The sequence below is a fragment of the Christiangramia gaetbulicola genome, assembly GCF_003054225.1.
GTDB lineage: Bacteria > Bacteroidota > Bacteroidia > Flavobacteriales > Flavobacteriaceae > Christiangramia > Christiangramia gaetbulicola.
In genome coordinates, this window is sequence record NZ_QBKQ01000001.1 from 24898 (window position 1) to 50259 (window position 25362).

General features: G+C 32.7%; 23 protein-coding genes. 1 reads left to right on the forward strand and 22 read right to left on the reverse strand.

Features of this window, described 5'->3' with window-relative positions; translation table 11 throughout:
* Positions 1-19: 19 nt before the first annotated feature.
* The 16 genes from C8P64_RS00115 to C8P64_RS00190 form a co-directional block, all read right to left on the reverse strand.
* Positions 20-1030: a glycosyltransferase family 4 protein gene (locus C8P64_RS00115; protein ID WP_108170034.1), complete on the reverse strand. Its 1011-nt coding sequence runs from the start codon at positions 1028-1030 to the stop codon at positions 20-22.
* On the reverse strand, positions 1030-2043 hold the full coding sequence (locus C8P64_RS00120) for a glycosyltransferase family 4 protein (protein WP_108170035.1): 1014 nt from the start codon (positions 2041-2043) through the stop codon (positions 1030-1032). The genes C8P64_RS00115 and C8P64_RS00120 overlap by 1 nt, the downstream gene beginning before the upstream one ends.
* Positions 1997-3250, reverse strand: coding sequence for an O-antigen ligase family protein (locus C8P64_RS00125; RefSeq protein ID WP_245889631.1), 1254 nt, complete (start codon positions 3248-3250; stop codon positions 1997-1999). Before C8P64_RS00125 ends, C8P64_RS00120 begins: the two co-directional genes overlap by 47 nt.
* Positions 3251-3360: 110 nt before the next feature.
* Positions 3361-4413, reverse strand: coding sequence for a glycosyltransferase (locus tag C8P64_RS00130; protein WP_108170037.1), 1053 nt, complete (start codon positions 4411-4413; stop codon positions 3361-3363).
* Entirely contained in the window at positions 4410-5522 is a 1113-nt protein-coding gene (locus C8P64_RS00135; protein WP_108170038.1) for a glycosyltransferase family 4 protein, read from the reverse strand. The genes C8P64_RS00130 and C8P64_RS00135 overlap by 4 nt, the downstream gene beginning before the upstream one ends.
* A 93-nt stretch (positions 5523-5615) precedes the next feature.
* Complete coding sequence (locus C8P64_RS00140) at positions 5616-6422, reverse strand: class I SAM-dependent methyltransferase (RefSeq protein ID WP_108170039.1); 807 nt, start codon at positions 6420-6422, stop codon at positions 5616-5618.
* A gap of 98 nt (positions 6423-6520) precedes the next feature.
* On the reverse strand, positions 6521-8335 hold the full coding sequence (locus tag C8P64_RS00145) for an asparagine synthetase B family protein (RefSeq protein WP_146167157.1): 1815 nt from the start codon (positions 8333-8335) through the stop codon (positions 6521-6523).
* Positions 8336-8373: 38 nt separating this feature from the next.
* Positions 8374-9405 (reverse strand): glycosyltransferase family 2 protein, encoded by a 1032-nt coding sequence (locus C8P64_RS00150; RefSeq protein ID WP_108170041.1) that lies wholly within the window; start codon positions 9403-9405, stop codon positions 8374-8376.
* Positions 9395-10960: a glycosyltransferase family 2 protein gene (locus C8P64_RS00155; protein WP_108170042.1), complete on the reverse strand. Its 1566-nt coding sequence runs from the start codon at positions 10958-10960 to the stop codon at positions 9395-9397. The genes C8P64_RS00150 and C8P64_RS00155 overlap by 11 nt, the downstream gene beginning before the upstream one ends.
* Before the next feature lie 4 nt (positions 10961-10964).
* Positions 10965-11999 (reverse strand): glycosyltransferase, encoded by a 1035-nt coding sequence (locus C8P64_RS00160; RefSeq protein ID WP_108170043.1) that lies wholly within the window; start codon positions 11997-11999, stop codon positions 10965-10967.
* Positions 12000-12001: 2 nt separating this feature from the next.
* Entirely contained in the window at positions 12002-13003 is a 1002-nt protein-coding gene (locus C8P64_RS00165) for an N-acetylneuraminate synthase family protein (protein WP_108170044.1), read from the reverse strand.
* 8 nt (positions 13004-13011) lie between these two features.
* Positions 13012-14106: a glycosyltransferase family 2 protein gene (locus C8P64_RS00170; protein WP_108170045.1), complete on the reverse strand. Its 1095-nt coding sequence runs from the start codon at positions 14104-14106 to the stop codon at positions 13012-13014.
* Between the two features lie 5 nt (positions 14107-14111).
* Positions 14112-15278, reverse strand: a complete 1167-nt coding sequence (locus tag C8P64_RS00175) for a hypothetical protein (protein ID WP_108170046.1) — start codon at positions 15276-15278, stop codon at positions 14112-14114.
* A gap of 1 nt (position 15279) precedes the next feature.
* Positions 15280-16377: a glycosyltransferase gene (locus C8P64_RS00180; protein ID WP_245889632.1), complete on the reverse strand. Its 1098-nt coding sequence runs from the start codon at positions 16375-16377 to the stop codon at positions 15280-15282.
* Between the two features lie 61 nt (positions 16378-16438).
* The gene (locus C8P64_RS00185) at positions 16439-17587 is read right to left on the reverse strand and encodes a glycosyltransferase (RefSeq protein WP_108170048.1); all 1149 of its coding nucleotides are present in this window, start codon (positions 17585-17587) and stop codon (positions 16439-16441) included.
* The gene (locus C8P64_RS00190; RefSeq protein ID WP_108170049.1) at positions 17584-18852 is read right to left on the reverse strand and encodes a glycosyltransferase family protein; all 1269 of its coding nucleotides are present in this window, start codon (positions 18850-18852) and stop codon (positions 17584-17586) included. Before C8P64_RS00190 ends, C8P64_RS00185 begins: the two co-directional genes overlap by 4 nt.
* Before the next feature lie 110 nt (positions 18853-18962).
* On the opposite strand from C8P64_RS00190, the gene wecB reads away from it, so the two are divergent.
* On the forward strand, positions 18963-20039 hold the full coding sequence (wecB, locus tag C8P64_RS00195; RefSeq protein ID WP_108170050.1) for a non-hydrolyzing UDP-N-acetylglucosamine 2-epimerase: 1077 nt from the start codon (positions 18963-18965) through the stop codon (positions 20037-20039).
* Here the strand turns inward: wecB and C8P64_RS00200 are convergent.
* The 6 genes from C8P64_RS00200 to C8P64_RS00225 all read right to left on the reverse strand — a co-directional run bounded on the left by C8P64_RS00200 (position 20025) and on the right by C8P64_RS00225 (position 25324).
* Positions 20025-20966: a glycosyltransferase family 2 protein gene (locus C8P64_RS00200; RefSeq protein ID WP_108170051.1), complete on the reverse strand. Its 942-nt coding sequence runs from the start codon at positions 20964-20966 to the stop codon at positions 20025-20027. The genes wecB and C8P64_RS00200 overlap by 15 nt on opposite strands.
* Before the next feature lie 18 nt (positions 20967-20984).
* Complete coding sequence (locus C8P64_RS00205; RefSeq protein ID WP_108170052.1) at positions 20985-22481, reverse strand: hypothetical protein; 1497 nt, start codon at positions 22479-22481, stop codon at positions 20985-20987.
* Positions 22465-23184: a class I SAM-dependent methyltransferase gene (locus tag C8P64_RS00210; protein WP_108170053.1), complete on the reverse strand. Its 720-nt coding sequence runs from the start codon at positions 23182-23184 to the stop codon at positions 22465-22467. The genes C8P64_RS00205 and C8P64_RS00210 overlap by 17 nt, the downstream gene beginning before the upstream one ends.
* A gap of 10 nt (positions 23185-23194) precedes the next feature.
* Positions 23195-23917: a glycosyltransferase family 2 protein gene (locus tag C8P64_RS00215; RefSeq protein WP_108170054.1), complete on the reverse strand. Its 723-nt coding sequence runs from the start codon at positions 23915-23917 to the stop codon at positions 23195-23197.
* Positions 23918-24030: 113 nt separating this feature from the next.
* Positions 24031-24468 (reverse strand): hypothetical protein, encoded by a 438-nt coding sequence (locus C8P64_RS00220; protein WP_108170055.1) that lies wholly within the window; start codon positions 24466-24468, stop codon positions 24031-24033.
* Between the two features lie 25 nt (positions 24469-24493).
* Positions 24494-25324, reverse strand: coding sequence for a glycosyltransferase family 2 protein (locus tag C8P64_RS00225; RefSeq protein WP_108170056.1), 831 nt, complete (start codon positions 25322-25324; stop codon positions 24494-24496).
* Positions 25325-25362: the final 38 nt, after the last annotated feature.

Consider the following 25362-nt stretch of genomic DNA (forward strand, 5'->3'; position numbering starts at 1 on the left):
TCGGGTAAATATATAATTTTTAAGCAAGCAAATCTAGCCAAAGTGACTTAACCCTTTCCCAATCGAAGGATTCCACCTTCTCTCTTCCCTTACGGCTTAATTTATTCGCCAATTCCGGATCTTCTATCAGAGATTCAATGGCTTTGGCCATAGATTCAGGATCATTCGATCCAACCAGAAGTCCGTTCTCTCCGTCTTCGATCAGGTAAGGAATTCCCCCAACATTGGTAGAAACTACGGGTAATCCTAAGGCCATTGCTTCAATGACGCTAACTGGAGTATTGTCTATAGTGGTAGTATTAATAAAAACATCATACTCTCGAGATAAACGTATCCACTCCTCTTTAGAAAGCTTACCCGGCAATTTTACCGGTAACTTTTTTTCTTCTACTATTTTTTTGATCTTCTTCCGGCTACCATCCTTTTCAGGTCCTACCATGCATAATTCCGTCTTAGGATAATTCTCTAATAAATGCTCTAAAACTTTAATAGCAAGCAAAGGATTATAAACTTCATCTAATGCTCGCACCCATAAAATTTTAGGAGCTAAATCTTTCCTTGTCTTAAAATCGTAAAACGAAAGATCTATGGAATTTGGAATAAACCTGAGGTTCTTAAAAGAGTATTCTGAAAGTTGATCCATAAGAAAACTAGATGGAACCACGCAATGGTCAGCTTTGCGGAAAACATTTAATATAGAATTAGATGATTCGTCGAATCTTTTTTTCAGGTTGCCGCCATGAAGAATAAAAATATAGGGAACATTTAATTGAAGACAGACTTTTCCACACAACACAGCATACCAGAAATTTGTGGTACTATAAGTGTCTATAAGTACAAGTTCCTTCATATTAAGGTTCTTAAGAACACTCCAAAGCATATGGATTAATCTTAAAGGCTTATTCCTGAAGGAAGAAACAGTTTTAAAATTTAACCCTTCTTTTTCCAGTAAATCAGGAAGGGTATCAACGCTAGTTGGAGCTGCTCCATGTTTTTCAAGTTTATTACCTATATAGAGAATTCGCTTCATTAATTAAGAACTCTATTCCATTGTTCTTTGACCAGATCCCAATCGAATTGATCCACCTTATCTCTGGCATTCAAACATATTTTTTCTCCTTTTTCAGGATCCTCAATAATTTTAATGATCTCATTGGCCATGATTTTCTCATCATCTTCAGGAACTAGAATGCCGTCATGGCCATTCTCGATTAACATTGGCATACCACCAACATCGGTACTAACAATAGCAAGGCCAAGACTCATCGCTTCGATCACGCTTATCGGGGTGTTATCTACCGAGGTTGTATTAATGAAGAAATCATAATTACGGGATAATTCCGCCCAGTGTTTTTTTCTCAATTTCCCGGTAAAGCGAACCTCCAAATCATATTTTTCAGCTAATTTTTTACAGCTTGCCATGGTGCCATCTTTTTCCGGCCCAACCATACATAAACTGGCATCAGGATAGGATTGCTTTAAAATTCGTAAAACCTTTAAAGCCATGAAGGGATTATATCTTTTCTGAAAACGTCTAACCCACAAAAGTTTCGGTCTGAAAGATGAACGCTTTTTAAAAGGGTAGTTATCAGATTTTATTGCATTTGGAATGATCTCAGTATTATTGAATCCGTGTTTTTGAAAAATATCATGTAAGAAATGTGATGGTGCTATATTGACTTTTGCATTCCCGAATAGACTTTTACTTAATTTTCGCGAATTTTCAAGTCTTTCCGGAAGATTTCCTCCATGAAGGATCGGAATATATTCAAGATCGAACAATTTACAGGTCTTCCCAACCAGGTAGGCATAATAAAAATTCATAGCTCCGTAGGTATCTATAAGAACAACGTCAGTAGAATCTTTAAATCTGGCTATAAGACCAATCATCTCGGCAAGACGTAGAGCCTTGTTATTTCGGGTGGAGGCTGTTTTGACTTTATAGCCCTCTTTCCGCAACATTTTACTGAAGAAAGAAATATAGGTAACCGTAAAACTATTGACCTGCAAGTCGTTTCCTATGTATAGGATTCTTTTTTTCATCAACTATATATAATAATGCAAGTCCGTATACAAATGCTGGTAGAGCTATCCTCATCGCTGAGTGATTAATCGTCAAAAACCAAAAAGCTACGAAGGCGAGGAAATAATAATTATTCTGAAATTTAAACCAAAATATAACGGGTACGAATATAAGAATACATAAAGCAAAAATACCTAAAACTCCATGTTCCGCTAAAAGCCTACTAATTTCATTATGGCTAGCTATTCTTATACCTAGGTTTTCTTCCCGATACTCTATACCTTTTCCTACGCCTATTCCCAATAAAGGGTGCTTGTAGAATGCGGTTAATTCGGTTTCAATAAGTTCCGCCCTTCCTGTTGTAATATCTTCTTTTAATTGACCTGCTGCATTTTTATTAGTATATCGATTCACTATTAATCCGCCAGTTTCGATTGATGAAATAAACCAAACTGTTACTGCCGCCAGTGAGACTAGAAAAATGCGTAGGTTAGTGCCTTCTTGTTTATTTGCATCTTGTTTATAATAGAAAAATATCAAAAAACAAATGATACAAATCAAAGCAGTAAATATCCCACCCCTTGAAAAAGTAATTATCGCTCTATAGCCAACAAAGAGTAATAAAATTAGATCAATAACATTAATAAATTTATTTCTGATAGTAAATAATCTAGTTGCTAGTAAAAAACACCCCATTCCAAATACAGTTGATATCTGATTGGGACCATATCCTCCTGTGGCAGCATAATTTCCAGATAAACCTATTCTCACTTGATCCATACTTGGTGTATAAAAATATAAATATACTGCTTGAGCTATTAGTGGCATTAGAAGCATTAACAATACTCTTTGGAAATCCTCTTTTTTAATTTTTTTGTAATAACAATAAAGCGCTGAAATACCTAAGCACACTGGACCAGCAAGATTAAAAGCTATTAATTTCCTTACTTCTGCGTCGTAACCGAAATTCATTGATGCAATTAGCACCCCAGGAAATAGAATTAAAAGGTAAAGCCAATATGGTACAGTTTTAGAACTAGCACCTTTAAAAAACATACCTATAACCAAAAAAATAATCACTGCATACTTACCTGTTTCGTAAAAAACCAATGCACCTGTTTGTCTAAAAAAAACCTCAGCCCCAGCAATATATGCGGCTGCCATTAATGCCTCATTACCTCTATTCTTACGATCTATAATTACAAAGATAAAAGACCCTATAATCAAAATCGATATTAACTTTGATAGAAAAGGTAACAAATAGATTACCAATCCATAAATTAAATGAAGTAATAAGAGTCTTATATAAAACTTATGATTAATGTAATTGAAATCTTTCAAACCTTTTTCAGAAAACTTAAATATTCATCAACTATAGTTTTTTCGGAATATAATTCTTTAATCCTTAGATGTAATTTCTTTGCTTCAGTTTTTCTTAATCCATCATCATTAAGATATTCTTCAATACTATCAGCTAAAAGTGAAGGTTGATTAGGTGAAACTAACTTTGCATAATCTCCTACGATTTCTTTACAATGTCCAACATCTGTGCAAACTACTGCTAATTTCTCTGATGCATATTCTAATAAAGCCAGGGGTAGACCTTCAGAGTTGGAGAAAAGAATTCCTATATCGGCTGAACGTAAAAATCGTGAAATATTATTAACTTGACCATAATAATAAACACCTTCCATCGCTTCTATTTCCTTAATTATTGCATTAGAATAATCATCCTGAAAATTCACTCCAAATAAATGTAAAGCAACAGAAAATTTACTATTTAACATACTAAATGCCTTCAGAAGTAGCAAATGATTTTTTTGTGGTCTAAAATTGGAGGTGCAGACTAAATTAAATTCGAAGTCCCCTTTTAATTTTTCAATTGGACCACTACCTGTAATAATGAAATTAGGAAGAAATATAATCCTTTTATTAAATTCTAATTTCTGTACAGACCACTTTTCTAGATTTCTATTAACCGTAATGATTCCATCAAAATGTCGGGAAAAAAATTTAAGAGGCTGCTTATTTCTTTTATTTACAAACTCACTATTACCATAATGATCATGCCAGATTAACTTAAATTTACATCCGCTTAACTTACATAATACAGCAAAGAACCAAGAACTGCCATGTGCATGTACGACATCTACTCTTTCCTTTTTTATTATATTTCTCAAGGAGTTTAAGGCTTTGAAATCAAACCTGCTTCTTTTATTTAAAAAATGAAAATCCGAATCATCCTCTAACTGTTCTGAAAGAATACCTTTTTTTCTGGTTACGACCAAAAATGAAGTAATTTTATAATTTTTAAGACTTAAAAAATAATTCAATGCCATTCTTTCCGCTCCGCCCGGATTTAAAGTATCGATAAGTTGAAGTATTTTCATAGAAACTTTTTTATTTCAGCTTCAAATTTATCTATAGTATACTTATGCGACCAGGTTTGAGCTTCCCTACTTATTTTTTCGTATTTGGTTTTATTTTCAACTAGTGCTGTAATTTTATCTAAATTATTTTTAATTGGTTCATCTAAAATAATGCCCCGTGTTCCCATTCCTAACATCCAAGGAATACAAGAAACCGGAGATACAATAGGTATACAACCATAAAACATAGCCTCGGCAACGACCTTTGGCCAACCCTCTGATTTTGAAAGCAAAACTAAAAAATGCGCCTTCTTGAATTCTACTACTAATTCTTTTAAGGGAATAAAGCTATTCACACTTATAAAATCTGATAATTCACTAACTTTTTTATATTCTATAATTTCCTTAAAACAATCTCCTTCTCCAAACATTCTTAAATTCAGGGCCAAACCATTTTTATTTAACATTTCACAAATTTTAATGGCCTCTATTGGCTGTTTACCCTTCGAAAATGTTCCTACGAATAAAAATCGTATAGGTTCTTCAATTGATTTCTGAATTGATTGAATCTCCTTTTTATTAAAACTAGCCGTAAAAAAAGGAATTATATTTTTAGACTGGCCTGGCCAATTTCCATAAACCAGAACTTTAATATTTTTAGTCAGTAATGTATTACTTAGAATCTTCTTTTGAAGGTTGTAGGTCCAAGGCTGCTTTGACTTAGGATCCCAGTTCCCGGCGTATTTAACAGTTTTACTTTTATCCGGAAAAAATAATTGAATAAATACTGCAATTAAACCAATATTTCCGGGACACCGGATATGGATATGATCTGCTTTCCTCATCGTTAAGAAGATTTTCCAAATAATTAATGGTAAATAAATTATACTTCTAAGTATTGAAGAAATTGTATTAAATTTTATGGAAGGAATATTGTTTAATCGGACATTTGAAGTATCATATGCAATATTACTGGATTTGTTTTGTGCTGCCAATGGAGCAACAATACTAACCCTCTTGGTATATTTTATCCACAAGTTCATTTCCCTTACATAAGGTTCATAAGCAAAATATTTGTTGTTATGGCAATAATGTTCAACATGGGTAAAAATGGCAAAGTTATTAGTCATTTTTTTTCAATTCTATTAATGAAGAAAGATTTTGATATACTTTATTTAAACAAAAACCAAAAATACTTAGGCTTTATAATAAACCTATGATTATCAAATCTTTTGCATAAATAAAGTTAAATGCATACAATCAAACATTTTTTTGTCCTCTACTTTAGATCTTTGCCAATCTAAAATATGCCATTTTTTAAGAATATTACTTCGCCTTTTAGCCGATAAAGGAAGTAGATTTAAAAAAAAGAAATACTTAGTTCTTCCTAACATCGCTCTTCTATCAAGAATCTGAAATTCTCTTTCATAGATACGATATGTTTTTTTTGAAAATGGCCACTCCCAATCCTTATCAGTCTGGAATGGCCTGTAAAGGTACCGGGCCAATTTCACAGGAAAGCTAGTCTTTAAAGGATCATAAGATATAATTTCACCGTTTTGATTTAGTTTTTGTTTTAACCGGTTGATAAGTAATTCAGTATCTTGAAAATGGTGCAGAACCCCAAAAGCATAAATAAGATCAAATCCGTCCTCTTTAAAATCATCAGAAAAGAAATCCATTACATAAGCCCTCGCATTCGGAATATCATCCAATTTTTTACTTAATTTAGAAATACCCAATTCGCTAAGATCTATAGCTATATATTCCTTTGAGTTCATTGCTAAATGAACAGAAAGGGAATTTCCAGCGTAGCACCCCAAATCAAGGACTTTTTTATTTGATAAATCTCCAAACCATGTAATATGCAATTCTTTAATTTGCTTTTCTAAGCTAAGTCTCTTTTTGGCATCCTGTAAAATTCCGTTTCGAAGACCATACCATAGTTTGGTGACTCGATTTTTCTTCTTGGAATTATAGAATTCCTTTTGCCTTTCATTAATCTTTATTAAGTCCTGAGCGTCTTTCACGTTAAATTTTGAAAATTAATTCTTAAGATATTAGTCCTTTCTGGATTACTATATCCAATAAACACAAATTAATCTAATTAATATTTGAAAATTTCAAACTAATTGGGAAAACGATATTTTTCTATTGTTTCAATTTCCAAATTTAAACTTGCGTTTGCTATAATTTCTGTATTACCAAAAGGCCACTGAACCAATTCTTTCCTTTGCATTGTTCTTTCTTTTATATGTTCAAACTGCCCTTTTCCAAGATGATTTGGATGAAAATAGGAATTTAAATAATTTTCCAGCTCAGGATGTTGATAAATTAAAGGCCAGTTCAAAGATTTGAATAATCGATACCTCTTATTTAGATCTTTACTTCTAACCAGCCGCTTAATTAGATAATGGTCAATCTTTGAACGAATACCCCAGACCGGCATTTTTAAAAGTCGCGGAAAGTTTTGAGGTATAATTGGCGCCTGACTGGTTGGAATAGTATTTAGATTTTTCAGGCCCTTTAACTTAAATAATTTATTTAAAAATCTATTCCCTAACCTGAGATTTGGATGAATGTTACTTGTTCGTCTAAGGAGCTGTATAGACATTGGAGGACAATAGGAAAAGAAATCTGAATTACATAATAAAATTTGTTTTCCCATGGGGATTCTAGAATGTGTATACCACATAAAAAGCTCATCATATAATTCTGTATAAGGAAGGTTATGAGACTCTATCCTTGAAAAAATTTCATTTAGATCATGATGAATCCCATTAATAAATTGTTCTTTTTTAAGACTTAACTGAAATTTACCTGTTCTTTTATCAGTATACCATCTGTCATAATGGGCTGTAGTTCTTCTTTTCCAATCCTGGAAATTAACCTTATTGGCATTTTCAAATAAATAATCACTTCCAAAAAAATGATATTTAAAAAAATTCTTCTGTCTGAAATTTCTTCCAGAGTAGGCTTTAATATTTCTTCCAGAAAGTGCTTCGGTCATATCGCCTAAAAGAATAGGTTTCCTCGTTTTTATTTGGATGTTTTCAAGTATTTCCAACCAAGAACAGACTAGAACAGCCTCTGTTTTTAGATGATAATTTTTCAATATTTCTGGAGGAGGAAAATAAAGATCTATTTGTGAGTGATTTTCAAAGCTAGATTTTGCTTTCCCTGCTAATTTCTTAGCCACTTTTGTTTCATAATAGTCGTCTTCACCGTAGGTAAGGCATTTAGTCTTTTTAAAGTTTGGAATAGCACCTAGTAGCAGTCGGCTATCCAATCCTCCACTTAAGGCTATATTCACTTCATCAAAATCAATTAATGCATATTCCACTTCCTTCTGATATTGTATCCAATAATCATGATGCAAGTCTTGAGATTTATTTGATGTTGAAATATTCTGGTAAAGTGAATTATCGAATTTCCTGGCAACAATCTTTTTGTCTTTAATCTTTATATATTCACCCGGTAACAGCCTTTTGCAGCCCTTTAATATGGTTCTAGAACCAAAATTAGAATATTCAGGACCAATACCTCTTTGGATAATTCCCACATCATCAAAATCACAATTGGAAATTATCGCCATTAAGATCAGGCTGTTAGAAATATAAACTTCATCATCTATAAACAAATAATAAACAGGATAGACACCAATTAAGTCATTGCAAATAATAACTTCATTTTTTTCACTTTGACCAATTATAGCCGAAAAAGATCCAGTTATACAATTTGGTAATGGCCAGTCTTTTATTATTTGATTTGCACAGCTAAAAATATGTTTAGAAATGTTTTCTGGAGGCAAATTGAAATCCCGCATATATCCTTCAGTAAAGCAAAAAAAATCGTCATGATTTATTATTTCTGAAGAATTCTCAATTAAACATTGAAATTTACCAAAAGTTTTATTTTCTAAATCAAATGGTAAATTTGCCAAATGAGATCGATATAGTTTTTTAGTGGTCATCAAAAATTTCATGATGGTAAAGTAACTTCAGATTTTCGTTTTTGATAGAAATAATCTGGTTTTTTGAAAGGTAACTTTATCCAGGCAAAGAAACGTCCAAAAGCATCCCTTAAAGCCCCTTTTTCTCGGTTAATTATGCCATTTTTAATCCTGATTAAGCTTAATAGTATAACAATAGCATTCCATTTTAAAATAGATTTTATATCCGGATTAGGATATTTTAATTTCCAAACGATCCAGCCGTTCTCTACAACCATCTTTCCGTATTTAAAATAATCTGGTCTACCTGCTTTATCATGTAGGTGAAAACATTGTGCCCCCGTATTCAATAACAATTTACCAATCCGAGATGCGCGAAGACAGAACTCCATATCTTCATATAAACCATAACCATCAAAATATTCAGAGAAACTTATCTTTTCAAAAAGACTTCTTTTATAACCTGAAACACCACCCATAAAATACTCTACTTGATGAGTTTTCCCATTTGGCGGATAAAAACCAATTGAAAAACCATTTGAATATTTAGGCATAATCCCTGGAGGTTTACAACTCAACAAACCAAATATTTTTCTTAAAACATTTCTGGCTCCAAGATCTCTATAATAACCGTCCCGGTAATAATATTTAAAATCTTTGCTTTTATTTTCATCCAGTTCTTTCCAAACAGCCTCATTTATAATTGCTCCTCCTACTCCAATTGCATCTGGAAACTGATTAAATGTTGAAATTATTTGTTTAAAATAATTTGGCTTCAAAACAATATCATCATCCAAAAAACAAATAATTTCATTTTGTTTATTAACTAATTCTACACCAATATTTCGTTGTTTAGTTAGACCTCGCTGTTCATTTTCAACTTTATAATACTTTAGATTTAAAATTTTTCTCGCTTTTAATAAGTTTTCAGTATTGTTATCTATTGAACCGTCTATTACCAAAATTTCATTTGGATAAACATCTTGGGATTTCACAGAATTTAAAAGTCTAAGTATAGACCCAGGTCTCATATAGGTGCAAATAATCAAACTAAATTTCATCGAATAAACTTGTTTGTGAATCAATCTGTCTAGACCAGATCTCGCTTATCTGCCACCTTTTCTTCATAACATGAATATATACAAAAGGGTTTTTAATTGTTTGTCTGCGGTAATATTTTATAAAAAGCGCAATTTTATATCCTTTCTTCATAAATTCACTAAAATGAGAATTCACTAATAGCATCATAGTGGGAGATGGTTTAGGTAAAATATTCCCAACCTCCCATGGCTTTTTAATTGGCTCTCGAAATCCGCCACGTGGAGCTTTTAAATGCGTTATATAGACCTTGGGATGATAAATAATATCTAGACCATTATTTCTTAATTGCAAACCATAATCAGTATCCTCTCCAAATCCAAATTCAAACTCAGTACGAAAAACACATTTTTTCGCATACTCCGCAGCGACTATAGAACTACCAGAAGCAAATGCCCCCCATTGCTTGATCTTAGGAAAAACGGTAGAGCATCCTTCTTCAAGGCAATTCACATTAAGTGATTTTATCGCCAATCTATGGATTTCGCACATAGCAAATTTTAGAAAGTTTTCAGAAAGTCGAATATCGTCATCAGCAAAAAAAATCCATTTAGCACTAACAAGTTCTAATGCCATATTTCTTGCTCTACATGCTCCTACCTTATGGATAAACCTATGCTCTATTAGAAAAGGCCATTTTTGCTGAGTAACCTTTAATAATTGAGAAACACCATAAGGGTCTGGATCTTGCTCAATCACTATCACTTTTTTAGGCAAAAAACTTTGGGACGCGAGATCTTTTAGCGTTTGTTCTATATAATCAGGTCGTTTTAATGTAGGTATGATGACATCCAATGAAGCCTCTTGATCCAGCTCACTTATTTTATTATTTAATAAATCACTTAAATCTACTCCCTCAGTTTTCTCAAAATACTTTGTATTAAAAAACGCCTTCAAAAAAGAAATTAAAGGAAACCTTCTTTCGTATTTCATATAACAAAATAAAAGGACAAACAGCCATTCTGTTTTGTAAAATTGAAAAACGAACTTAAAAAAGTCAGAAATCGAGGCATCAAAAGTTCGAAAATTCAAACTTGCCCTTTTATGTAAAAGATTTGGTTGAGAATAACAAAATATAGAATTCTGTTGACCAATTTTAGCAATTGAATTAAGAAGATAACCAAAATCATTGATTCTTTTAAAAATTGGAAAAAATTTTTGGGCTGTTTCACCTTTAATTCCACCAACATCAGTACTCATTCGCCAGCTAGGATATTTAATATTGTAATTTGGGTTAACAAATGGCATTTGATCTATGTAACCAATAGAGTCTGGTAAAAATTGACTCTCAATTGCGTATGATAGCATGAGATTATTTTGAGAAAAAATACTACCTAAATCCTTTATATTAAGGTAATTCTCATATTTTTTTTCAACCCATATAATGGTATGAAGCGCGTATTTTTTTGTCAAATACCAGAATTGATCCACCAAATTGGCAGATTCAACATCTATCCTTTGACCATCTAAAAGAATTTTTTCAACCGTCCTCCCCTTTTCATGAATCAAGATCAACATAATCTTAGCAGTTTATAGAATTTTCTATCAAAGCAAAAATATGTTTCATTTTTTTGCCCGGTTGGAGATATTGATGGTAATATTTAAAATTATTATTCTGAATATTTTTCCTAAAATTATCGTCTTTATGAAGATGCTTTACAATCTCGATACATTGTTCTACACTACTATAACTCAAATAGTTTTGATTTTCCCTAAAATCACCATGTAACTGAAATTTATGAATAGGTGAGGTAATCACTGCGAGACCATTCGCCAGGTATTCTCCAAGCTTAGCTCCAATACTATCCTCTAAACCCTGATTAACAATTCCAATCGAAGATTTTTTCAATGCTTTGATGTAAGATTTACGATGATATTCTATTTGCGGGAGAATCAGATCAGGACAATTTTCTTCAGAAAATTTATCTTTCAAAATTCCTCCTATAAAATCGGAATTAAATTCGGTTTTTAAAATTCTATTGACCTCTATTCGCTCACTATTCAAAACCATTCTCTCCCTTTTCTTCCATTCTTCATTATTATTTTCAGGATTCCATAACCTGGCCCTAAAAATTATTGTTCTTGAATCTGAAGGTTTAGATTCTAATTCCGAAATCTCATTGACGGCTATGCTGTCTTTAATATTAAGAATTTCAGACATTAATTTCCAATATTTAACTGAGTATCTGGCAAATTTTTTATTTTTTAAAAAGAGCCATTTTAAGTAGGAATTATGATAATAAACAGGATAATAAAATCCATATGGAATAAGCTTCCTCCTTTCCTGATAATCAGATTTTAGCAACATTCTTTTTATATAAAAATCAGATTCGTTATACAGAGACTCATAAATCCTACTATTATCGGCCATGTCCACAAATACCCTAAGACCATTATATTCAATTCTAAATATATCAAATGGATAACAGCCTAAATCTAAAAAGTACTCCAGATCAATTTCTTTGATTTGACTCAAATATTCCAGACCAGCAATTAATTGACTAAAATGGTGCAGTGTTGAATTAAAATACACCTTAATTCGTGGATTTCTCGGCATATTTATTTTGGCTCTAGATCAGATTCGTTCAAAAACCCCCATTTTTCAATATCTCTTTTCAATTTTTTCCCAATAACTTTTTCAAACTTCGAAGCATCTATCCCGTAACCTTTAGGTTTCTTTGCTTCCAAATCTTCAAAATAAAGCTGATCTCCTTTTTTAAGATCTTTATTTACTGAAAGAGATTTCTCGAAGATATTCTTGAGTTCTTTAAATTTTGCTATGTCATTCTTATTAACCGGATTTTTTAAGGCAAGTTCAATATTTTTTGAGGCAACTACTAATTGCTCTACTTCTGAGATTTCCAAAGAGGAACTGGCATCTGGTCCTTTGGAATTTCTATCGAAGACAACATGAAATTCCAATATTTCAGCACCCAGACTAGCAGCAGCGATGCAGGTTTCTATTTTTGCAGAATGGTCTGAAAATCCAACCTTTACATCATATCTTCTTTTCAGTTCCTGAATAACATTTAATCCATAATTTACGGGTTGAGTTGGATAAGCCGTCGTACACTGTAAAATAGAAAAATTAGCATTGTGCTTTTTTAAATATTTTACAGTCTTATCAAGTTCTTCAAAACTGCTCATACCAGATGATAGAATTATTGGTTTTTGGGTTTCCATTATTCTTTTCAGCATTAAAAAATTACTGACCTCTCCAGAACCAATCTTATATCTTTTAACTCCAATTTTTTCTAGCAGATCGACTGCAGCATTACTAAAGGGTGAGGCCATAAATTCCAGGTTCAATTCATCACAATGTTGCTTTAATCCTCTCCATTCGTCGATGGAAAATTCCATTCTCTTCCAATAGTCATATCGTGTTTTATCATCAGTATCCACACTAATCCTAAAAGGCTCATGAATACTACTTTCTGCTTCTGCCAAATGTACTTGAAACTTTACTGCGTCTACGCCAGTCTTACTCAACGCTTCGATATAATCATGAGCTACTTTAATTTTTCCATCATGAGCCTGAGCTATTTCAGAGATTATAAACATTTTTTCCCTTACGATTTATTCATTAGTTTAATGGCTACTTCAATACAATTTGTTTTTTTTTTAATTTTATAATTGTAGGGGTTTTCCCTGTAAAAAGAAATTAGGTGAAGTAACAATTTATCATTAACCTCTTTTAAAGTATAAAATTCTGCTTTTAGCCCTCCCCTTTTTAGAACTTGTTTTAATTTAATCCCAGAAAAAACCTTTTGCCGTTGTTCAATTACTTGAAATTTGAGAATTTTGTCAAGTGCTACTGGTAATATTCCATATAATAAATGATCAACATCCTCTTTTTTTGTGGTTAATTTTAAGTCCACTTCAGATTTCTCCAGTTGCTCGAATTCTTCTTCGGTGATACACTTCCCCCAATTCTTTCCGTTCACCTTGGTCTTTTTCTCCCTTTTTGCGTACCGATAATGCATCAAGTTGATCCTTACAATACCTGAAATTTGTAAAAGATTGTCCAGATGACATACATTTTGAGATCTGTAACTCTCATGCCATTGATGTAACATCAAAATTTCCTGATCATAAAATTCCACCTCATATCCTGCATTTCTAATCCTTACATGCATATCACTATCTTCGGCTCCCCAAAAATGATAGAACTCATCAAATCCATTCAATTCTTTCAAAACCGAAACAGGAAACATAGATAGACCGGTTGCCTCCTGTGTACTTTTTCGATATTTCTTAAAGTCTTGAAAATTAAAACCATCAAAAGATTGTTTAGGATTTAGAAATCCTACCTGAAAATAAACGGTTTTGTTTAAGTATTGCAGTTTTTTTGCAGATTCAATAAATCTAGGGTGAAAGATCATATCAATATCTGCTACGAAACAAAATTCTGAATTTAAGTCCTTTACTACTGAATTAATCGCTCTGCTTTTATTCCACGGTTGTAAAAAGCAGGGATGGTATTTATAGGTTAGGAACTTATAGCTTTTACTAAAGTCTTTTACCTTTTCTGCAATTTCCCTTTCAGAACCATAATCAATAAGATAAGCTTCAAAATCTGAATCAGTTTGAATACAGAGGGAGTCTAAAGATCTTTTTAATCTTTCTAAATCTCTGTTTCTGTATGTAAAAATAAGTGTAAGCAATTAGGTCACTTTGATTTAAGCATTTTTTTCAGGCCTTTTTTGTATTTATCAATTTTTTCGTCTAGCAACGCAATCCTAAACAAGGGCGACCAATATTTAGAATTTTTCAATAAAATTGCTAATTCTCTTGAGAAAACATTGTCCTTTTCATTTAAGATCTTACCAATAAATCTAACTTTTTCCGATTTATAAACATCCAGGTCGAACACCTCCTTATATAAGTTTAACTTCCCTAAAATTTCAAGAGTTAAAGCTGTCCGCATACATTTATCACATTTCGAACAATTAATGAATTTACCGGAATTTCTCGAATTAGTACAGATATCAAGATTTTTATAGGTTGCTGGATAATTCGAAATAAATTCGGTACGCTCAATCCTATTCAGATGAACTGCTGAAGAGAAAAAAGTAATGGATTGTGTGGAGAGATATTGAGTATTCAGCAGATCATAATCTCCTGAATCCTTAGAACTAATGTCAAACTGATCGAAACGATGAGGTGAGGCATAGTAATAATTTCTGAAAAGTTTTTGAAGGTTAAGAATGCATGATAAGTTTCTGAAGGTATGCGTACGCTGAAAATTCATACGTAGGATTTCACTGATATTTGAATCTATCGGGATGAGCTCAATTTTTTGACTATTTGCAAATTTACTTACCTGCTTAAATTTCTGCTTGAATAATTTACGGGTATTTTCTCCTCCATAGTCTCCTAAGGAGCCTGCGTTTACGAATGTAAAATATTCGATCTTAAATGGTGGATTATCCTTTATATGATCATAATAGGTTGCAAACGAATCTACCCCACAGGAAAGTCCCATTCCAGCTGAATTCCCAGTATTCACATTCTCATCATAAAGTTTATCCGGATTTATATTAATGGTTTTGAATTTAGAGTCTGCAAATTTTAAGGCTGGCATTAGGTAATGATTGATAGTATAGTAAAGTCTGGAAGAAATTTTAGATTTTATACTTATATCATACCCCATTTCCATGGCTTTAGGCAATATACCAACTAAAAAAGAGTCACAATTTTCTAAAGAAATATATTTTTCAAACTCCCTGGGAAGTTGAAACCAGAGATTCTCGGTTTGATTAGCAATTTCAATTTCCGAGGAAAGCTTTATGGTTTCGCCTTCATAACTCAAGACAGGCTGATTTATGATGATCATATCAATTCTCTAAATTATCCTGAATAAATTTATATTTATTTACTACCTGGTTTACTACTAGATTTCTATTAAGAGTAGGTCGTATAAACTTATCATTGTAAGCTATGGCTTGCTGTCTAAGTTCGGGTAATTCAATCGCTCTTTTAATCAAACGTGCAATTCTATTGGAATCTTCTGGATCGTCTATCAAGAAACCATTTTGTTCAGGATTAATAATCTCTCTGGTAGCATCTCCTGGATTAGACTGGATGGGGAAAGCCCCCATAACGATTGCCTCTAGCAAAGTATTGGGCATCCCGTCTGAAATACTATTACCAATATATATTAAGGAGCGCCCCATATATTTCAAAACTTCAATATTTGGAATCTTACCAAAAAAATTAAAATTCTCCCAATTATCCAATTGTTTCTGTTTAATGAACTCTTCTACTCGTTTATTCCCACCAAATACAATTAGTTCATAATTTTGAAGCTCCTTCTTCAAATAACAAACTGCTTCCAAAATTTTATTGCATCTACCCAAATGGCTCTCATAGCCTTTAATCAAAATAATATTTCTATTTTTAAAAGGAACTCTAAATTGAGCGTAATATTCCAGATCATAGCCACCGCCGCCCGGAAAAACGCCTAGTTCTTTTCCCTTAAATCCTAAACTGCGAGCTACAAGCATATCTCTTTTACAATCAGTAAATAAAAAATCTATTTCAGGAAGTGTTTGTTTAATATTTAAAATATCGTCAATCCCTGTTTGCTGCCTGTAGTACAAATCATTTCCCCAGGCTGAAAGAATCCATTTAATCTTCGGATATTTTTTCATCACATCTAAGATGGGGTATGCAGCCGGTTGCAAGGCAAAACTCTGAACTACATCCGGGGCTATCCTTTTTAATTCCTTTTCGAAAATGTGGGATAATTTTCTTTCATTGAAAATTTTCACACCTTTATGCAGACGTGGTAATTTGCTTTTTAAAAAATGTCTTCCAGGATAATCGTACTTATACCTCCAACCGGTGATCTGATGTACAAAATCCAGTTTTTCAACTTTTGTATTTGAGTCATATACATCAAGCCAGTAGATTTCATGATCTGTATCCTTCAACTGTTCGGTCCAGTTAAAAAAATGATTGGAAAACATGGAAAGCATTAAAATTTTCACGTGCTTATCTTAAATTATCTTCAACTTTTTGATATTTTTCCAAAACTTTAACTTTTAGATATTGCCTATCTAATTTTGGCTTTATGTGTTTAGAATTATATGTAATACCGGTTTTTACCATTTCCGGTTTCTCTAGTGCCTGCCTAAGGTGATTGGCTATTTCAGATACATCCATAGGATCTTTGATTAAAAAACCATTCTTCCCATTTTGTATGGTTTCTGCAGTTGCACCACCTGGATCGCTCTGTATAGGAAAGCATTCCATAATAATCGCTTCAAGTAAGGTATTAGGTGTTCCATCAGAAATGCTATTACCTACATAGATTAAGGATTTACCCATTAACTTCAGAACTTCATCCCTACCTATCTTGCCATGAATTTTAAGATTCATCATATTTTTGAACTTCGGCTTTTTAAGAAAGTCCCGTAGTTTATCTGTGGCGGCAAAAACCACAATTTCATAATTACCAAGAAGTTCCTGAATTTCAAATATAGCCTGCATAATGTTCTCTGCTCTTCCAAATTTATGCTCATAGCCTTTTACGAGAATTATCTTACGTTCATTGAAATTTTGCAAAAATTTATCTGAATATTCTAGGTCATAACCGCCTCCACCGGGAAATGTACCTAAATACTCTGCATTAAAGCCATATTTTTCAGCAAGAAGAAGATCACGGGTACAATCAGCAAACATATAATCCAATCTCGCATATACTTTACGAATATCTTCTATTTTTTTTGGATCCTTCTGATAATAAAAAACGTCATTCCCCCATGCAGAATAGATCCAACTGATTTTTGGATGCTTTTTCATGATTTCCACAACTGGAACGCAGGCAGAATGCATTTCAAAACTTTGAACTACATCAGGCTTAAAATCCTTCAGTTTCTTTTCGAATATTTTCAGGAAATTTCTGGAGTTATATTTTTCTATAATCTTATCAGTTTCAGGAAAGTGATTTTTGATCCAATAACGCCCGGGATATTCCACTCGTCTCTTCCACTTAACCGTTTGCCCCACAAAATCAATTCGATTTACGTAGGTATTTGCATCATTTACATCGATCCAATGCAATTGATGATGGGAACCTTTTAACTGTAAGATCCAGTTAAACATATGGTTAGAGAAAACAGATACTACCAAAATTTTCATTTATCACTTAAAATTTGATTCATGGTATTTTCCAAATAACTTAAGGATAAGTATTCATGTAAGTCTGGACGAGAAAGTTGCAATCCTTTTGAGCTATTTTTCCATTGATGATATAGACTTACAATAGAATCCAAGATTTTATCTTCCTGGTCAATCTCTGCCCAATATGGATAACTTTGCCCCACCAACCTTCTACATTCACTATAATATGGTCCAAGCAACAATATTGGTTTATTTGCTTTTACGCAATGAGGAAATTTTCCAGGCAAAAAAGGACTTATCTCCGATTTTGCTTCCAGAATAACGTTTACAGAAGTTAATTGCTGGAGTTTTTGAGTTTGACTAAACGACAAGGAATTTTTACTTACATAAATTTCAGAATTCTTATCACATATATCTTTTAAATATTCAGAATAATGATTTTCAGGACCAATGAATAATAATTTACTTTCCCTTTTGGCATTAGGATAGAGATTTAAAAATTTACAAAAAGCGTTTATTAAGCCTTTAGGATCTCTACCCCAAAGCAAATTTCCAGCATGTAAAATATTGAAATGGTTCTTATCTATGAATGTTGGCAATTCATTTTCAGGCTCAACAGCTGATTCAATGATCTGGTGTGGTATAACTCTACCTTTTAATTGAAATTCTTCAAAATAACTTCCCATCCATTCCATTAAAAGTTTACTTGGAAAAATTGAAACAGCTGCAGCACTGGACATATTTTTCATAAACTTCCATTTCTTATAATATCCTGGCTCTACCCATGCATATGGCCTGGGATATAAATGCATAGGATATGGATCATGAATATAAGCAGCCCATTTATTGTGAAATTCAGGCATATTCAGCAAAGCGTGATGCGGTCTGAAACTTCCCCCTTTGCTCAGAGTTAAAACTAAATCCGGTTCAAACCCTTTAATACTCTTAAGTGCAGAAATTATACTGTTTCGATCATTAAAGAGGGTAAAGGAAAAGCCAAAGATCTTTTCGAGCGACTTATTTAAGTAGATTTTGAAGAACTTTCTGAAGTATCTTTCGATACGGCTAAATAAAAATAAAGCGCTTCTCCTCTTTTCTTTAATGGAAAAACACTCTACCCCTTTAATTTGAATTTCTTTCCGGGTATAATGGTAAACCTTTATATTGTAACCAATCTTAGCAAGGTTTTTGATAAGAGCGACCCTACCTTTGGTACCACTGCTATCTTCAATATCAATCGATTCTGCTACAATTAAAATTTTTTTTGAATTTGGAAAACTCAAATTAAGATGGATTTGGGTAGTGTTGATACTTGCTGACTAAAATACTAATTAAAACAGAACCATTACTTTTCTTATTTTAAATTTCAATTAGTTTTACATAAAAACCATTTATGAAAATAGATTTAATTGCCGGTGCCAGACCCAATTTTGTTAAAATAGCAGCAATCCTACATGCAATTAAAAACTCTGATAAAAAATTTGATTATCGATTAATACATACCGGTCAACATTATGATCACAATATGAGTGGGAGTTTTTTTTCAGATCTCAACATTCCATTACCAGATATCACTCTAGAAAGCGGTAGTGGTACCCAGGCGCGGCAAACCGCTTCTATCATGACGGGATATGAAGACCTGGTATCTAAAAAAAGACCCGATTTATGTTTGGTTGTTGGAGATGTCAATTCCAGTATGGCTTGCGCAATTACCGCTAAAAAATCAAATATTAAGGTTGCTCATGTAGAAGCTGGTATACGCTCTGGAGATTTATCAATGCCAGAAGAAATCAATCGAATATTAATAGACAGCATTAGCGACTATTTCTTTACAACTTCCAGAAAAGCAACCGATTTTTTATTAAATACAGGTAAAAGTAAAGAACAGGTTTTTTTTGTTGGTAATACTATGATTGATACACTTCGCAGGTTTGAAGCAGATTTCAAAAAACCTGAAGTTTGGGACACATTGAACTTGAAAAATACGCAATATTTAGTTCTTACCCTTCACAGGCCAAATAATGTGGATGAAGTTTCAAATTTAGTCAAGATCTTACATATTATAGGAGATAATTCAAGAGGCTTACCAATTATTTTTCCCGTTCATCCTCGAACCGCTAAAATTCTAAATTCTCAAAAGTTATCTCTCAAAAACGTCTTTTTCACTGCGCCACTTAGCTACCTGGAATTTAACTATCTGGTTAAGAATTCAAAAATGGTGATTACAGATTCTGGCGGTATCACCGAGGAAACAACGGTTCTCGGTATACCCTGTATAACCTTACGTAATAGTACAGAAAGACCTGAAACTGTTTCTATTGGCACTAATGAGTTAATTGGTACAGATTCAGAAAACATCCCGGAATATTTAGATAAATTATTTGAGGCTAGATGGAAGACGGGAGGAATTCCTGAACTTTGGGATGGAAAGTCTGGTATACGTATTTTGGAAGAGTTAAGTCGACTTTAATCTACCTTTAATTTTTAATAAAGGACGTAACAATGGATAAAACTGAAATCCCATTTTGTATTTAGCGTTTTCAATTAAACCCGTATTTGTTAATTTTAATATTTCCTCCAAAACACAGGCTGATCGCAAATCGAAGGCCATTCTAATAAAAAATTTTCTTAGTTGGTTGTTGATTTTTTGGCCTTTTTCAAGATGATTCATAACTAAAATTGTCGCTTCTATTTTTGAGGCAATCCTAATAATATTTTTTTTCTGAAATTCCCCTGTATTTGAATTGGAATGTTTGCGCCCATAATACAGCACTTTATCAAGATTAATTCCGTGATAACTCTTCAGGAGTATCCTGCTATAGCATTCCCATTCTTCAGCAAATAAGAGTTTTTCATTAAATCTTATTTCGTCAAAACAAGATTTTTTCCATAATACCTGACAGGAATTAAATGGAATCTTACCTGTCACCATTAATTCAGGTAAATTTTCCGGGAAATTTTTTATTTCATATTTGTTAGAATGATCAAAGTCGGGTTGAAATATCCCTGAAAATACTTTGCGACCATACCTACAAAAGTCAGCTCCTGATTCTTCTAGATTTTTAATCGTAAGCTCTAATAACCTTGGATGTGGAATATCGTCATCATCGAAAAAAACAACATAATTACCCTTGGCCAGGTTTAAACCGAAATTTCGACAGCCAGGTAAGCCTTTGTTATGAGCTGCAGTCCGCACAAAGTACTGAAATCTCTTATCTTCGGAAAGATATTTTAAGAGTATTTCCTGTGTATTATCGGTACTACCATCATCAATAATAAGACATTCCCAATTTGAAAATGTCTGCTGTTGAATTGCTTCTAAAGTTTCAGTAATCAAATGGCTTCTGTTATAAGTCGCCATAACGATAGAAACAAGTACATTCTTTCTTTTATTCATAACTAATATCTACCATTCTTATTCTTTAATTTTATAGATAGTATATCCTCCTACTCTATGATACAAATCAATTTTATTCTCTGCCAGTAATTTGTAAATAATAGGCTCAGGACGCGAAAGCTTTTCTGTATGACCATATTTTTCACTTTGAACAGCGATTAATAGATTTTCAGATGTGTTGGTAATAAGATCAAATGTACCAGAATTAAGTAATTTGGCAGAATCTTCCTGCTCATAACAGGTAAATTCCAGCCACTTTGAAGTACGCTGTCTAGCTTTGGCAGTGAGCAATACGGCGTGCTCTGTTGAATTAACAAACCTTAAGAGTGTAGCAACATCGTTTGCTTTTCCCGGCAGATAATTAAAATAAAGAAGGATAGTACAAAGAAGTAATAAAAAAATACTGTAAAATGCCATTTTCATTTGTTTTTTTTTCCTGAAAATCTTCAGAGACTCTTGAATTCCATATCCAAGTATTAAATAAATGCCTGGAGCCAGATACAGAAAAAGACGGTCAGAAAAAGGATACATTTTCAACGCACTTAATAAAATGTGAACCAGAGAAGTGAAAATATAGATCATTATTATTTTTAACAATGGACTCATAAAAACTTTATGCCTGTTTTTATAAAGAGAAAATACACCCAGAAGAAAAAGCATAAGTAAAGGTACTCCTACCATCCAGTATGTTGAGAAGAAAAAAATGGTAATTACTTTAGCCTGAATTGCCCACCATTTGAATATTGAAATATCAATGGGCATAAAAGCACCAGACCAATATCCTACCATATAATTTTTCATGGTTTCTGCTCCTGGTTGCTGTATGAACCAAATAAAAAATAACAGGTAAGGTAACGGGGCAAATAAAACCGGAAGAATTCTCTTTATTCCATTCCATGAGAATTTTTTTTTGTCCTCATGAAAAAATTGGAGTAAAAAGAATATGGACATAGCGGCACAAAAGAAAAGACCAATATTACTAAGTAAACAAAAAATGCTAAAAAACAAGAAAGTTTTATAGCTACTCCTGTGCTCGACAAAGTAATTAACGGTAACAAGACCTAATGTAAGGTCAAGAGAGTATTGTTTGAGAGTTAGGGAATTTGAAATTATAAAGGGGCTGAAACAAAATACTGCCAGCAGCAAAATTTGAAGAAAAGGAGGAAAGGTTTTTAATAATCGTTTAAACAAAAAGAGAGACGCACAGGATGCTATAAAGTTTAAGATTTTAAGTGAAATAAAAGGTTTTGCGATTACTGAAATAGCTTTTTGCAACAGTAAAAATAATGGAGGAGCACTTTGCCTGCTTTGGAACGGATACAAAATATCCTTAAAGTTTTTGTTGAGAATATCCAAACCTAAATTTACTTCATCACCATTAAATGACCACATTATAAATTGAGTGTGGAATCTAATATATAATCCAAATAAGATAATAAAATTAATGAGTACAGGGACTTCCTCTTTAGGATCAGACCAAAGATTTCCTATAGATTTCCTAAAGATTTTTCTCACCTACAATTATTGTTGATAAACCTATTTTATTTCCTAAAATCTTGTCTATAACCTTAAAAAATGGCACAAGTTTATTATACAAGGACATTTGTCCTTCTGGGATAATTTTCCTTTTCAAAATATTTCCATTGATATACCATCCCAGGGTTCCAACCAAATTGAAATATTGAGTATGTAATATTTCCAATTCATTAACGTTAAAAACTTTTGCCAATTTCGAAATATTATACCTCCTAAAATGCCCTAACTCTATATCAAAACTATTAAACAACTGCTTATATGAAGGCACCAAGATTATCAAAACACCTCCTGCCTTCAATAATTTTCGACAATTAGCGATCGCTAGTATATCATCTTCTATATGCTCGATAACATTCAACGCAAAAACAGTATCAAAGCTTCCCAATAGTTCACCATGTTTTGCCTTAAAATGGGGATCTACAAGATCAATTCTTGTGACCCCCCTAAAACCTAGATAACCTGAAAATTTTTTTTCCAAATCTTCGCAATAGTCGGTTCTTAAATCAGAAGTCATGAGAGAATAACCATTTTGTAAAAATTGTTGAGAGATATTGCCAATCCCACTGCCAATCTCAAGCACTTCTCCCTTTATAAAAGGTTTTATAATCTGAAACATCCATTTATTAAATTGGTCGGCAGAACTTATGACTTCAAGAGTTTCTTTTCCTATTTTTTCTGTCATTGTGGTTAGGTTAATTAGGAAAGAGGTTATAGCGAAATATACAATAGATAGCCTTAATACCATCTTTCCAATTGATCTTTTTTCCTTCAAGATAAGTTCTTCCATAATAGGAAATCCCTACTTCATAGATTCTGACCGAAGTAATTCTACTTATTTTGGCAGTTACCTCGGGTTCAAAACCAAACCTTTTTTCCTTGAGAACCAGGGACTTTATCATATCGCTTCTAAACAACTTATACCCTGTTTCCATATCGCTAAGATTAAGGTTAGTAAACATGTTAGAAAGAATGGTAAGGAAGTTGTTACCAAGCGTATGCCAAAAAAAGAGAATTCGGTGAGCATTTCCACTTTTAAACCGGGAGCCATAAACCACATCTGCATGGCCATCAAGTACAGGTTTTAAAAGAATTTTATATTCTTGAGGATCATATTCAAGATCGGCATCCTGAATAATTAAAAATTCCCCCCTTGCTTCAGCAATCCCAGTATGCAAGGCAGCACCCTTACCCAAATTCTTGGAATGTCTATAATATTTTATATCTAACGCAGGATGGTTGGAAATATAGGTTTCAACTGCCAACCGGGTATTATCTGTAGAACAATCATCCACAATAATAACTTCTTTTGAAATACCGGCCGGAAGCAATACCTGACTTATTTTCTGTAGTACTAAATGAATTGTCGCACTTTCATTATATGCTGGTATGATAATGGAAAATGTTTTAATTACCATGAATTGAAGTTTAGGCTTAATAGGTATTAGTGAATATGATTTTTGAAGTTATCTTCTAGCTTTATTTCAGTTTTCCTTTAGATTGCAATTTCCAGTAAGAACTCAGCAAATCTTCAATATATCCCTCCATTTTTTAGCTTTGTAAAGATATTCAAAAGATTTAGGTCGGTCTGACTAGCTTTAAATGTTTTAATTCTTTTTTCCTCAATTCCCGATTTATCAAAGATATCGAGGCCATAAATTTTTCCCTTTTTAAAATATTGCTTCCACATTTTAAGAGAAGCTCCGCCTAAAGAAGGATCATTGTAGCCACCAACTCCAATTTCCAGTAAGTTTACTTTCTCATTTTTGAATTGCTGAAAGTGCTTTTGATAATGTGGTGTATAGTAATGCGTTCCCCATTTATCACATGAGTATATGTAGGCAAGTTTGTCCAGATCATTATGGCTTAATTCTGCCCAGTATTTCTTTTTACTCTTCTGAAGAAAATTTACTACAAATGAGGGGAAATATTGTTTTACATATTTTTTCACTTCAATCTTTTTAAACAAATATGGTTTTTGTAATTAAATACTTTTATTCCAGGATACCGAGTAACCTAAATGGTTTTAAAATAAATCTGCCAATTTTATATTCTGAACTTTTGGAAATTTGATGCTTATATTTTTCTTTTTTCCTTTGTTCGCTTAGACAATTTTTAACAAACTGGGGAAAATTCTCCTTGTATAGATCGGCATGCTTTAAATAGATATAATCCAGAATATCATATTTTCGCAGATTGGCTTTATCATTTCGTGAGTCCGGAGTATTCCGGTAATTAAAGAGAACTTCTGGAATTACACTAACGTGCCCCCCATCTTTAAGTAACCTGATATAGAATTCCCAGTCTTCAAAACCCAAAATCATATTCTCATCATAACCATTTACCTTTTCCCAGGATTTCTTTTTGAACAAAGCTGACCCCATAGCAACATTATGAAAAAGCGCATCATATAAATCTCCCCCACGCGGTTTAAATATTTTTTCGTTTTTTAAATGAGATGCAAACCACCTGCTGTAGCAGGTAACTATTTCTGTTTTTTTGTTATCAATTTTTTTTAAGGCTTTGGAAATAAAATCTCTTTCAAAATAATCATCACAATCCCAAACTAAAATATAAGTTCCGCTAGCTTTTTCGATACCCCTATTTCTTGCCGCACTAACTCCTAAATTTTCCTGAGTGATCAAAATATCGATCTTTGATATGTGTTTCTCTATTAGTTTTTTTGTTATAGTGTTCGAACCATCGTCTACCAGAATAATTTCCTTTTCATCCCAATTCTGTGCATTGGCATTATCTAATGCAGTTGTAAGATATTTATGGTCGTTATAACAAGTTATAACTATAGATACTTTATTTGATGACATCCTGAATTAAATAAATAATACAATTAGGTTTCCTTGAG